This window comes from Vreelandella zhanjiangensis DSM 21076, from assembly GCF_000377665.1.
In the GTDB taxonomy this organism is placed as follows: Bacteria; Pseudomonadota; Gammaproteobacteria; order Pseudomonadales; family Halomonadaceae; genus Vreelandella; species Vreelandella zhanjiangensis.
In genome coordinates, this window is the sequence record NZ_KB898647.1 from 425,316 (window position 1) to 437,422 (window position 12,107).

The window sequence follows — 12,107 nt, forward strand, 5'->3', positions numbered from 1 at the left end:
CGATTATACACGATAGGGGGTTGCTGCTTCGAGCGCTTCACTCCTGAATGACGCTTAATGGATAGCAGCGTTCGCTGACGGCGTCTTCAATGCGCTTGAGTACCAGCGGACTTCGTAGCCGCTGTTGCGCGCTTAAGGCACGAATTTCAGTAAGCGTGAGCCAGTGTGTCGAGATAATGTCAGTGTCCAGCGGCGTATCGAGAAACTCGGCGGGCTCGGCGATAAAGCCATGGCTATGAAAGGTTTGGCCGTCACCGGTGTGAAAAATATAAAGTCCCAGGTAGCCGCTTAGCGTGACACGCCAGGCGGTCTCTTCCTCCACTTCACGTAAAATCGCCGCCATAGGCCCTTCGCCCGACTCAATATGACCAGCAGGCTGGTTGAATACCGTAAAGGGGCCGCCCTTGGCTTCTTCAACCAGCAAGAACCGATTGTCGCGCTGAATAACACACGCGGCCGTGCTGTGAATGGCGCTGGTTCGAATAGCGCTCATGAGGGTTTCCGGCGTGAAGCCGCAGGCTTGCGTGATCGCTTGGACGCCTGAGTCGGACGCGGGGCATGCAGGGTTTCCTTGCGCCATTCGCCGGGCTGTAGATCGCCCAGTTGCCAAGCGCCAATCGAGGCGCGAATCAATCTAAGCGTGGGAAATCCGACGTGGGCGGTCATCCGGCGTACCTGACGGTTGCGCCCTTCGCTAATGGTCAATTCCAGCCAACTGGTAGAAGGGTGGCGCTTGGGATCAATGGCCGGCTCGCGTGGCGCCAGCGGCGGGGCGGCAATCAAGCGGGCCTTGGCCGGTCGGGTAGGGCCATCCTTCAAGGTAATACCCGTACGCAACGCATTAAGGGCGGTGTCGTCTATCTGACCTTCAAGCTGTACCCAGTAGGTTTTAGGCTGCTTATGGCGTGGATGCGCAATGCGGTGGATGAGCGCGCCGTCATCGCTGAGTAACAAAAGCCCTTCAGAGTCGTAATCCAGTCGGCCAGCGGCATAAACGCCGGGCACTTCGATAACGTCGGCGAGGGTGGCTCGACCTTCACTGTCGGTGAATTGGGAGAGCATACGGTAGGGTTTATGCAGTAAGTATAGGCTGCTCATAATGTCTCTTACATCTTACGCCTGATTTGTCGACAATCTCTCATGCGGTTAAAGTGCAGCGCTGGTATACTCCTGCGTGACCGCTGGAGTCGTCGTCAACACCACCGAAGTGATAGTAAAGCAGCAGGGTTGATACGCTGCCCCGCGCGCTTCGCGGCACGGTCTATCGTCGAATGAGCCGCGTAGCTTAGGATTTTATAACTAAAGCGACTAGAAAAGAGGTTAACGCAAAAATGTCCCAAACGCCGAAGATCATTTATACGCTCACCGACGAAGCCCCTGCGCTCGCGACATATTCACTGTTACCGATTATCGATGCATTTACCGATCCTGCCGGTATTGAGGTAGAGACTCGCGATATCTCTCTGGCAGCGCGTGTGCTGGCGCAGTTCCCTGACCTGCTCAACGACGAGCAGCGCGTTAGCGATGATCTGGCTGAGCTGGGTAAGCTTGCCACCACGCCTGAAGCCAATATTATCAAACTGCCCAATATCAGTGCTTCCGGTCCGCAGCTAAAAGCCACTATTAAAGAGCTGCAAGGCCAGGGTTACCCGCTGCCGGATTACCCGGATGAGCCCAAGAACGACGAAGAAAAAGCCATCAAGGCGGCTTACGATAAGGCCAAGGGCAGTGCGGTAAACCCGGTACTGCGTGAAGGCAACTCTGATCGCCGTGCGCCGAAATCGGTCAAGAACTACGCGCGTAAATACCCGCATCGCATGGGCGAGTGGAGCAGTGACTCTCAGTCTCACGTGGCTCACATGAGCGAAGGCGACTTCTACGGCAGCGAGCAGTCTGCGGTCATGGAAAAAGCCGGCAAGCTCAAGATTGAGCTGCAGCAAAAAGACGGCACTACTACCGTCCTGAAAGAAAGCCTGGCCGTTCTTGAAGGCGAAGTGATTGATGCCGCCTCAATGAGCAGCCGCCGTCTGCGCAGCTTTATCGACAGCGAAATCAACGATGCCAAAGCGCGCAACGTACTGTTCTCTCTGCACCTGAAAGCCACCATGATGAAGGTTTCCGACCCGATCATGTTTGGTATCGTGGTTGAAGAATTCTACAAAGCCGCGCTTGAAAAGCATGCCGATGCGCTCAAGTCCGTTGGCTTTAATCCCAACAGCGGTATTGGTGATCTCTACAGTGCCATTGAGTCGCTGCCAAGCGACCAGCAAGACGCTATCAAAGGTGATATTGAAGCGCTTTACAAAGAGCGCCCGCCGATGGCGATGGTTAACTCCCACAAAGGCATCACCAATCTTCACGTACCTTCTGATGTGATCATCGACGCTTCCATGCCGGCGATGATTCGTGATTCCGGTAAGATGTGGGGTGCTGACGACCAGTTGCATGACACCAAGGCCGTCATCCCGGATCGTTGCTACGCGACCATCTACCAAGCAGTTATCGAAGATTGCAAAAAACACGGTGCGTTTGACCCGACTACCATGGGTAGCGTGCCGAACGTGGGCCTGATGGCGCAAAAAGCCGAAGAGTACGGCTCTCACGACAAAACCTTCCAGATCGCTGCCGACGGCACCGTGGTGGTTACTGACGAAAACGGCAATACGCTGTTCAGTCATGACGTTGAAGCGGGCGACATCTGGCGTATGTGCCAGACCAAAGACGCGCCGATTCAGGACTGGGTGAAGCTTGCGGTTACCCGTGCACGCGAAAGCGGCGTTCCGGCTATCTTCTGGCTGGATGCTAACCGCGCCCATGATGCGCAGCTGATCAAAAAGGTAGAAGCGTACCTTAAAGATCACGATACCAGCGGTCTGGATATCCGAATCCTGGCGCCGGTCGATGCCATGGCGGTATCGCTTGAGCGTATCCGCAAAGGCGAAGACACTATTTCCGTCACCGGTAACGTGCTACGCGACTACCTGACGGATCTGTTCCCGATCATGGAACTGGGTACCAGCGCGAAAATGCTATCTATCGTTCCGCTGATGAACGGCGGTGGCCTGTTTGAAACCGGCGCCGGCGGTAGTGCACCCAAGCACGTTCAGCAGTTCCTGGAAGAAAACCACCTGCGTTGGGATTCGCTGGGTGAGTTCCTGGCCCTGGCGGCGTCGCTTGAGCACCTGGGCAGCACGTTTGGCAATGCACGCGCCACCGTGCTGGCCAAGACGCTTGACGAAGCCAACGGCAAGTTCCTGGACAGCAACAAGTCACCGTCGCGTAAAGTGGGCGAGCTTGATAACCGCGGTAGCCACTTCTATCTAGCGCTTTACTGGGCAGAAGCCTTGGCCGCGCAGAATGATGACGCTGAATTGAAATCGCTCTTCGCCCAGTTGGCTGATAAGCTGAAAGCCAACGAAGACACCATTGTGAAAGAGCTTAATGGTGTTCAGGGACAGGCCGTGGATATTCAGGGCTACTTCCGTCCGAACGGTGAGCTGGCGAGTCAAGCCATGCGCCCAAGCAAAACGCTGAACGAAGCGTTAGCGGTGGTTGCAAAAGGCTGATGCTGAATCGCCCTAACTATATGGGCGTGTAGCAAAACCCTCGTCCCGCTGGTGGGCGGGGGTTTTTTAACTTTTGCGGTATGATATTTTTAATGCTATGTGAACCCTTGTAGAACTTGAGCGTCATAGCTATTGACTGGTCACTGTTGCGGGTTGCAATTGTTGATGAGCGCTGGCTAGGTCATTCATGAGTCTTGAGATAACCAACAGTGCAATCTATGCCTAATCTAGTGTTTGATAAGACAAAAACGCCATGTGTAATGGCCGGTATGACACGACCCGAAATGCCTGACGATGGAGATGTTGCCGTTCAGTCTGCTGAACCGGCGCTGGCACAGCCTCCTCTGTATAAGGTTGTGTTGCATAACGATGACTACACGCCAATGGATTTTGTCATTGAAGTACTGCAGGAGTTTTTCAATATGGACAGCGAGAAAGCTGTTCAGATAATGCTTGCCGTACACACTCAGGGAAAAGCTACCTGTGGTGTCTTTACTCGAGACATTGCAGAGACTAAATGTCATCAGGTTAACGAGTATGCGCGTGAGTGCGAACACCCGCTAATGAGTGATATTGAAGCCGCAAATTGAGTCCGTTGATAAAAATTTGTCGGTGAGGCTTGCAACCCTGCCATTTGTACCCGATGTTGAAAGTGCCGGTCGACTAAATTGATCCGACGCAAGTCCTAGGTGGCGATACGCCCTAGGTAGTAGCGAAAAGGGGACTGCCATGCTTAGCAAAGAACTTGAACTGACCCTGAACACGGCCTTTACCGTGGCCCGCTCAAAGCGCCACGAATTCATGACCGTTGAACACCTGCTGCTAGCGTTGCTGGACAATGCCTCTGCAGTTGATGTTTTAAAGGCGTGTGGGGCAAACCTCGACAAGCTGCGGTCCGATCTGCAGGATTTCATCAATTCAACTACGCCGCTTATTCCTGAAGGTCACGGAGATCGTGAAACGCAGCCGACGCTAGGATTTCAGCGTGTGTTGCAGCGTGCGGTTTTCCACGTTCAGTCGTCGGGCAAAAGTGAAGTAACGGGCGCCAACGTACTGGTGGCCATTTTCTCCGAGCAGGAAAGCCAGGCGGTTTATTTCCTCAAGCAGCAAAGCGTTGCCCGTGTCGATGCGGTCAACTATATCGCCCATGGTATTTCCAAAGTGGCGGGTCACGGCCCTTCACCGTCCAGCGCTTCGCAAGAGGGTGAGGACGTTGAAGAGGGCGCCTCAGAAGGCGGCACTCATCCGCTGACTGGCTATGCCACCAACCTTAACGAACAGGCTCGGTTAGGCAAGATTGATCCGCTGATTGGTCGTGATCATGAGCTTGAACGTGTTGTACAGATTCTGGCGCGTCGGCGTAAGAACAATCCGCTGCTGGTGGGTGAAGCTGGCGTGGGTAAAACGGCTGTAGCCGAAGGCCTTGCCAAGCGTATTGTTGAAGAGGACGTACCTGACGTTATCGCCGACGCTGTCGTGTACTCGTTGGACATGGGTGCGCTGCTTGCCGGTACCAAGTACCGCGGCGACTTTGAGAAGCGCCTGAAAAGCCTGCTAAGTGAGCTACGTAAGCAGCCTAATGCCGTACTGTTTATTGACGAGATCCATACGGTCATTGGTGCGGGTGCTGCGTCCGGTGGGGTAATGGATGCCTCTAACCTGCTCAAACCGCTGTTATCGTCCGGTGAGCTGCGCTGCATTGGCTCAACCACTTTCCAAGAGTTCCGCGGTATTTTTGAAAAAGACCGCGCGCTGGCGCGTCGCTTCCAGAAGGTCGACGTACTGGCACCTTCGGTTGACGACACGATCAAGATTCTCAAGGGGTTGCGCTCGCGCTTTGAAGAGCACCACGAAATCAAGTACACCGATGGCGCGCTGGAAAGTGCGGCACGGCTGGCCGACCGTTATATCAACGACCGTTACCTGCCGGACAAGGCCATTGACGTCATCGATGAAGCCGGAGCACACCAGCGTCTGCTGCCTCCAGAAGCGCGTAAGGGGACTATCGATGTCGAGCAGGTCGAAGCGATCGTAGCTTCCATTGCCCGCATTCCGCCGAAGAGTGTTTCAAGCTCGGATCGTAAGCTGCTTGAAAAACTTGATCGCGACCTGAAAATGCTGGTGTTTGGTCAGGATGAAGCAATTGATACGCTCTCAGCCGCCATCAAGCTTTCCAGGGCCGGTCTAAAGTCGCCGGATAAGCCCGTCGGCAGCTTCCTGTTCGCAGGGCCTACGGGTGTAGGTAAGACTGAAGTGGCCAAGCAGCTTGCCCATATCATGGGTATTGAGCTTGTGCGCTTTGATATGTCGGAGTACATGGAGCGTCACACCGTATCGCGTTTGATTGGTGCGCCTCCCGGCTATGTTGGGTATGACCAGGGCGGCCTGCTGACTGAAGCCGTGACCAAGCAGCCGCACTGCGTGCTGTTGCTGGATGAAATTGAGAAGGCGCACCCTGAAGTCTTTAACCTGCTATTGCAGGTCATGGATCACGGTCGCCTGACCGATAACAACGGGCGTGAAGCTGACTTCCGTCACGTTATCGTTATCATGACCTCCAACGCAGGGGCTGAGCAGGCGTCACGTCGCTCTATCGGTTTCCAGCATCAGGACCACTCAACCGATGCCATGGAAGTCATCCGGCGCACGTTCTCGCCTGAATTCCGTAACCGGTTGGATGGCATCATTCAGTTCCACGCTTTGCAGACATCGGTGGTGCGCAACGTAGTCGACAAGTTCCTGATCGAACTGCAGGCGCAGTTAGACGAGAAGCGCGTACAGCTGGAGGTAGATGATGTGGCGCGCGATTGGCTGGCTGAGAAAGGCTATGATCCTGATATGGGTGCCCGTCCCATGGCGCGTCTGATTCAGGAAAAACTGAAGAAGCCACTTGCCGAAATGATTCTGTTTGGCGAGTTGGCCGAGCATGGCGGTATTGTGCACGTCAGTCTGGAGGAGGGCGAACTTCATCTCTCCACCGAGACTGAAATGGCGGATGCGCCCTGAAAAGGGCGCTAAAATCGCCTTAGTGCGTAGCGCCTAATCATGCCGTAGAAATGCACAGCGCCCTGTCTTCGACGGGGCGTTGTCGTATACAGGTAACGGCGCCGTACTGCGTGCTGGCTGAAAAGGCGTTATAAAGGCTTAGCGCGAACGGTAGACAATGCGGCCTTTGGAAAGATCGTACGGTGTCAATTCCACTTTCACTTTGTCGCCAGTCAGAATGCGGATATAGTTTTTACGCATTTTGCCGGAGATATGAGCAGTTACAACGTGGCCGTTTTCCAGTTCAACACGGAACATGGTGTTAGGAAGGGTATCAACGATAACGCCTTCCATTTCAATATGATCTTCGCGTGCCATATAGGCAGATCCTCACTTATTTAACGTAGTTAACAAACCAAAAACCGGTTCAGGTTTTAAGGGCCAGAGAGCTGGCACTTAAGAAACAGCGCTATATTGTGCCGTAAGCCCGTCGTCAAGGCAAAAAAGCTGGGTTAATTTGTACGCTTTAACAAATTAGTGGCCGCCAATGGCGCCCATCCAGCCGCTCGATTGGGGAAAAATCCTGCTTGTAGCGCATTTTACGACACTCTGCGATCCAGTACCCCAAATATAGATGGGGCAGGGCTTTTTTATGGCTCAGCTCAATCAGCTTTAAAATGGCAAGCGTGCCCAGCGAGCGTCTGTCGAGCTCTTCGCCAACGCCAAAAAATGTATAGATCGCCGAAAGCCCGTGCTCCAGTTGATCAAATGCCGAGACACCCACTAACTCCTCACCCAGGTACAATTCGAGTAAGTACGCGTAAGGTTCTTCCAGGGTTAAAAACGTACGGTACTGTTCACTGCTGGGCGGGTACATGTCACCATCGGCATGACGCTTTCGAATATAGTTTGCGTAAAGCTCGTAGTGGCGTGCTTCATAGCGCGCGGGTACCACGCGAGTGGTAATATCGGCGTTGCGTCGCCACACCTTGCGCTGGGAGCGGTTGGCTGCAAACTGTTCGACCGGAATGCGCACCGACTGGCAGGCGTTACAGTTTTCGCAGTGAGGACGGTATAAATGCCGCCCGCTGCGCCGAAAGCCAAGCAGTGATAGCGAGTCGTAAACCTCCGTGACGGGAGATTCCAGCGGGTCGAGAAAAAGTGTCGTCGCCTCTTTGGTGGGTAAATAGCTGCAAGTATGGGGCACAGTAAGAAAGAAGCGCAGATCCTGTACCGGCTGACGCGGAGTATTACTACTCACAGCTTGCCTCCTTGGCAAATAAACCTGGGCTTTGCCAGCATTATGAATCGCCGTGGCTTGCTATCGACTGAAGCCATGGGGATGCAGGCACCGATGGTGCCCCAGCAAACGACGATGAGACGCTAAACGCCGTTTCGGGCAGCCACTGTTCAAGATAGTTGATGAACGTCTCACGGGCGACTGTTGTTGCTCCCAGACTTTCAAGGTGCGGCGTATGCATTTGACAGTCAATCAGCTTGCCGCCATGGGCTTGCATGGCACCTGCCAGGCGGGCAAGCGCTATCTTGGAGGCATCAGGCGCATTGGAGAACATGGATTCACCGAAAAACACAGGACCCATCGCCAAACCATACAGGCCTCCCACCAATTGGCCCGATTGATGTACCTCGATACTGTGTGCAATCCCTAGACGATGAAGCGTAACGTAGGCATTGTACATATCGTCGGTGATCCAGGTGCCGGTGTCTTCATCGCGTGGCGCGGCGCAGGCATTAATTACGTGCTCAAAATGTTGATTCAGGGTAACGTCAAATCCCCCATTGCGCAGCCGTTTTGCTAAGCTACGGCGCAGCTTGAATTGCTCAGGACGTAGTACCATGCGCGGATCGGGACTCCACCATAAAATGGGGTCATCATCGCTGTACCATGGGAAGATGCCGCGACGGTACGCTTCTACCAGCCAATGCGGAGAAAGATCGCCGCCCGCGGCCAGCAGGCCATTGGGCGAATCCAGCGCAATGGCGGTAGATGGAAATATGGGATATGGCGAAGAAAGCCAAGGTAGCATTATTTGCTCCTGTTACTGAGCACTTGTAGAGAAGCTCTGTGACGCCGGAAGGATGCTCGGTATGATGCAAACTCGCAAGTGGATTAAAGACGCCATTGAGGTGTAAAGGGAGAATCGCTTGAAAGTGAATAAGGCGGTAGACAAGCGAACGCAGCGTAATTCGCGTCAAGCACCATCTTCAGCCTCTTCTGCGCGGGTTAAAGCCGCGAAAGATAAAGCTCGCCGGGTTGGCCTGCGTTTACAGGGCTCGGTGCGTGAAGGCGTAGTGGTGGTACTGCTCGCGCTGTGTGTTTTTTTATTATTAGCACTGTTTAGCTACCAGCCGGAAGACCCGGGCTGGTCTTACCAGGGGCCGGAAACGGATGTTCGCAACTGGATGGGGCCGGTGGGTGCCTGGTTGGCTGATGTTCTTTATTCGCTCCTAGGGGCGAGTGCGCTCTGGTGGCCGGGCATGTTTGGCTTTGCTGCCTGGTGGCTGATGCGCTCGCGTCAGGTACGCTTTGAATTAGATCCGGTTGCCATTGCCGTGCACGCCGGTGGCCTTGTGCTGCTGATGTTTGGCACTACCATGCTCGGCGCACTGCATTTTTATCACCCCAGCAGCATTTTACCTTACGCCTCCGGCGGTATTTTAGGCGAGGGGCTGGTGGGTACGCTCAAGCCGCTGGTAGGCAGTGGAGGCGTGGGCCTGATTGCCGCGGCCTTGATCCTGATTGGGTTCCCGCTATTTAGCGGCATGTCGTGGCTGCAGGTGGCCGATGAAGTGGGACGTCGTTTATGCCGGGTAGGCGGCTGGTTTAGCTCGCGCCGGGAAAAGCGCCGTGAGAAACGTCGTGAACGTGCCGCGCTGCGTGCTTCTTTAAAACCCGCGCCAAAAGCGGAAGAGCCTACGCGGGCGCCTAAGCCCAAGCGTGATACGGGGCGTGAGCGAAGAGAGCCTGGCTTCTCGGCGGACGTTGCGGATGATATCAATCGCCAGAGCGAAACGCCGTCTGAAGCGCGGAAAGCTGAGTCAACCGACACTTCCATTCCCTGGGAGGCAACCGCTTTTGCAGCGGCAGAGCCAGCGGTGAAAACACCGGCTAAGCCCGCCGTTGCCAGCACGCCAGAGCCAACGTTAGCGCCTGAGCCAGAGTTCAAGCCTGCGTCTGAGCCAGCGCCAGCGCTTAAACCGGAGCCTGCAGCCGAACCGGTTAGCCCGAAATTAACTTCTGAAATAGCTCCTGAGATCGCCCCGGAAATAACGCCTGAAGTTCGTGAGCCGAGCGTATCGGTACCTGGCACACCGCGTGCGGATGCTTTCTCGGCTCGTACCCAGGAGCCAGCTCCGACTCCTGCGCCTGCACTGTCTTCGCGTGAGCCAGAAGACGAGCCTGCCGCTGAAACGCCTTCCGCCACTGTTGAGCCAGCACGCGAACAGGCCGAGCCATCGATGATGATGCGGGCTTCTCGCGAAGAAGACGCCGCTGTGCCCATTGCCAAGCACTTCTTTGCCCAGGAAGAGGCTGACGATGTGCCAGAAGACGAGCAAAGCGAGCAGGATGAACAGGACGAGAGCGACGACTATAACGATGAGTGGCAGCGTGGCGAGTGGCACAGCGAAGAACCTGCTGTGTCCCGCGGCGTACCGCTCCGCTCTGAGCCCACGTTAAGCGATGCTGAGCCGCTCGAAGAGGCCATGCGCAGTGAACCTTCACTGACAGCCGAGCCGCGTCGTGAGCGCGTGCCTGAAGTAGTTCCCGAGCCAGTATGGGAAGATGACGAATACGATGTGATGCTGGCTGCAACGCCAACGCCAACGCCAACGTCCGCACCTGCACCAATGCCTACAAGTGCTGCACGCCATGAGCCCACTTTCTCGGCTGACGACGTGGCAGGTGAGGTAGACAGCGGCCCAACGCTTTGGACGGTCGAGCATCTGCAGAGCCAGCGCCCAGCCTTTGAAACGCTGCCTGAGCCCGAAGGCGAGGTGCCCAGTCTTCAATTGCTGACACCCGCTGAACCGCATCAGCCTAACTACACGGAAGAGCAGCTTGCCGATATGGCTGAGCTTCTAGAAGTGCGGCTGCGCGAGTATGGCGTCAAAGCGGAAGTGGTCGATACCTGGCCCGGCCCGGTTATCACCCGGTTTGAAATCAAGCCAGCAGCAGGTGTCAAAGCTTCCAAGATAAGCAACCTGGCTAAAGACCTGGCCCGCTCGCTGATGGTGAAAAGCGTACGCGTGGTAGAAGTCATCCCTGGGCGGCCGACTGTCGGGATCGAGATTCCCAACCCGCATCGAGCCATGATCCGCCTGCGCGAAGTCATCGATTCCGAGCGTTTTCAGCAGGAAACATCGCCGCTTACCATGGCGCTGGGGCAGGATATCGGCGGTGGCCCGGTGATTGCCAACCTGGGCAAAATGCCCCACTTGTTAGTGGCAGGCACAACCGGTTCGGGTAAATCGGTCGGCGTTAACGCAATGCTGATTTCGATGTTGCTAAAGGCCAAGCCCGATGAGTTGAAGCTCATCATGGTCGATCCCAAGATGCTGGAGCTTTCGGTATACGACGGTATTCCACACCTGCTGGCGCCGGTAGTGACAGATATGAAAGAAGCCGCCAATAGCCTGCGCTGGTGCGTGGCCGAAATGGAGCGTCGCTATAAACTGATGGCGGCCATGGGCGTTCGTAATATTGCCGGTTTCAATGCGCGTCTGGATGAAGCAGAGCGCGCGGGCGCCCAGGTAGCTGACCCCTTATGGGAGCCGCAGCCCTGGGAAATGCATCAGCCGCCGCCGGTGCTTGCCAAGCTGCCGTATATCGTCGTTGTGATCGATGAATTTGCCGATATGTTCATGATCGTCGGTAAAAAAGTCGAAGAGCTGATTGCCCGCCTGGCGCAAAAGGCCCGGGCCGCGGGTATTCACTTGATCCTGGCCACCCAGCGCCCCTCGGTGGACGTGGTAACGGGCCTGATCAAGGCGAATATTCCCTCGCGCATGGCGTTCCAGGTTTCCTCACGCATAGACTCGCGCACCATTCTTGATCAGGGCGGTGCGGAAAGCCTGCTGGGCCACGGCGATATGCTGTACTTGCCCGCCGGTTCCGGCCCGCCTAACCGGGTGCATGGCGCGTTCGTGGATGATGACGAAGTTCACCGCGTAGTCGATGACTGGAAGCGTCGCGGAGAGCCTGAGTACATTGAGGAGATTCTTTCGGGCGGCGTGTCAGCCGATGCCTTGACCGGTCTTGAAGCCGAAGGCAGTGAAGGCGACGACGCTGAGCAGGACGCGCTTTATGACGAGGCCGTTCAGTTCGTGACCGAAACCCGTAAAGCGTCAATTTCAGCGGTGCAGCGGCGTTTTAAGATTGGCTATAACCGTGCCGCCCGCCTGGTTGATGCCATGGAAATGGCTGGCGTTGTCTCTTCAATGGGAACCAACGGCGCCCGTGAAGTGCTGGCACCGGCGGCTGCGCGCTGATGCTGCGCCGGGTAATCGTGCAATAAGCGTGAAAGTCGCGCCGCA

Annotated in this window: 9 protein-coding genes; 4 read left to right on the forward strand and 5 right to left on the reverse strand. The window is 55.6% G+C overall.

Going from position 1 to position 12,107, the window contains the following annotated elements; genetic code table 11:
* Positions 1–37: 37 nt before the first annotated feature.
* Both D467_RS0106170 and D467_RS0106175 read right to left on the reverse strand, forming a co-directional pair.
* Entirely contained in the window at positions 38–493 is a 456-nt protein-coding gene (locus D467_RS0106170; RefSeq protein ID WP_018916643.1) for an NUDIX domain-containing protein, read from the reverse strand.
* Positions 490–1,098: a pseudouridine synthase gene (locus D467_RS0106175; protein ID WP_018916644.1), complete on the reverse strand. Its 609-nt coding sequence runs from the start codon at positions 1,096–1,098 to the stop codon at positions 490–492. The genes D467_RS0106170 and D467_RS0106175 overlap by 4 nt, the downstream gene beginning before the upstream one ends.
* Positions 1,099–1,331: 233 nt before the next feature.
* Between D467_RS0106175 and D467_RS0106180 the strand changes: the two genes are divergently transcribed.
* From D467_RS0106180 to clpA, 3 genes are all read left to right on the forward strand, one after another.
* Positions 1,332–3,566, forward strand: coding sequence for an NADP-dependent isocitrate dehydrogenase (locus tag D467_RS0106180; RefSeq protein WP_018916645.1), 2,235 nt, complete (start codon positions 1,332–1,334; stop codon positions 3,564–3,566).
* 269 nt (positions 3,567–3,835) lie between these two features.
* Positions 3,836–4,156, forward strand: coding sequence for an ATP-dependent Clp protease adapter ClpS (clpS, locus tag D467_RS0106185; RefSeq protein WP_371827760.1), 321 nt, complete (start codon positions 3,836–3,838; stop codon positions 4,154–4,156).
* Positions 4,157–4,295: 139 nt separating this feature from the next.
* A complete protein-coding gene (gene clpA, locus D467_RS0106190; protein WP_018916647.1) occupies positions 4,296–6,572 on the forward strand; it encodes an ATP-dependent Clp protease ATP-binding subunit ClpA in 2,277 nt (758 codons plus the stop codon).
* A 138-nt stretch (positions 6,573–6,710) separates the two neighbouring features.
* Here clpA and infA read toward each other — a convergent pair whose 3' ends face one another.
* From infA to aat, 3 genes are all read right to left on the reverse strand, one after another.
* Complete coding sequence (infA, locus tag D467_RS0106195) at positions 6,711–6,929, reverse strand: translation initiation factor IF-1 (protein WP_007111068.1); 219 nt, start codon at positions 6,927–6,929, stop codon at positions 6,711–6,713.
* Positions 6,930–7,077: 148 nt separating this feature from the next.
* Positions 7,078–7,812: an arginyltransferase gene (locus tag D467_RS0106200; RefSeq protein ID WP_018916648.1), complete on the reverse strand. Its 735-nt coding sequence runs from the start codon at positions 7,810–7,812 to the stop codon at positions 7,078–7,080.
* 40 nt (positions 7,813–7,852) lie between these two features.
* Positions 7,853–8,599: a leucyl/phenylalanyl-tRNA--protein transferase gene (gene aat, locus D467_RS0106205; protein ID WP_018916649.1), complete on the reverse strand. Its 747-nt coding sequence runs from the start codon at positions 8,597–8,599 to the stop codon at positions 7,853–7,855.
* Between the two features lie 118 nt (positions 8,600–8,717).
* On the opposite strand from aat, the gene D467_RS0106210 reads away from it, so the two are divergent.
* The gene (locus tag D467_RS0106210) at positions 8,718–12,062 is read left to right on the forward strand and encodes a DNA translocase FtsK (protein WP_018916650.1); all 3,345 of its coding nucleotides are present in this window, start codon (positions 8,718–8,720) and stop codon (positions 12,060–12,062) included.
* Positions 12,063–12,107: the final 45 nt, after the last annotated feature.

Bases quoted from the DNA above. Each gene is read 5' to 3' on its own strand.
- D467_RS0106175 (WP_018916644.1), bottom strand. From the start codon at position 1,098: ATGAGCAGCCTATACTTACTGCATAAACCCTACCGTATGCTCTCCCAA.
- clpS (WP_371827760.1), top strand. From the start codon at position 3,836: ATGACACGACCCGAAATGCCTGACGATGGAGATGTTGCCGTTCAGTCT.
- D467_RS0106170 (WP_018916643.1), bottom strand. From the start codon at position 493: ATGAGCGCTATTCGAACCAGCGCCATTCACAGCACGGCCGCGTGTGTT.
- aat (WP_018916649.1), bottom strand. From the start codon at position 8,599: ATGCTACCTTGGCTTTCTTCGCCATATCCCATATTTCCATCTACCGCC.
- infA (WP_007111068.1), bottom strand. From the start codon at position 6,929: ATGGCACGCGAAGATCATATTGAAATGGAAGGCGTTATCGTTGATACC.
- D467_RS0106180 (WP_018916645.1), top strand. From the start codon at position 1,332: ATGTCCCAAACGCCGAAGATCATTTATACGCTCACCGACGAAGCCCCT.
- clpA (WP_018916647.1), top strand. From the start codon at position 4,296: ATGCTTAGCAAAGAACTTGAACTGACCCTGAACACGGCCTTTACCGTG.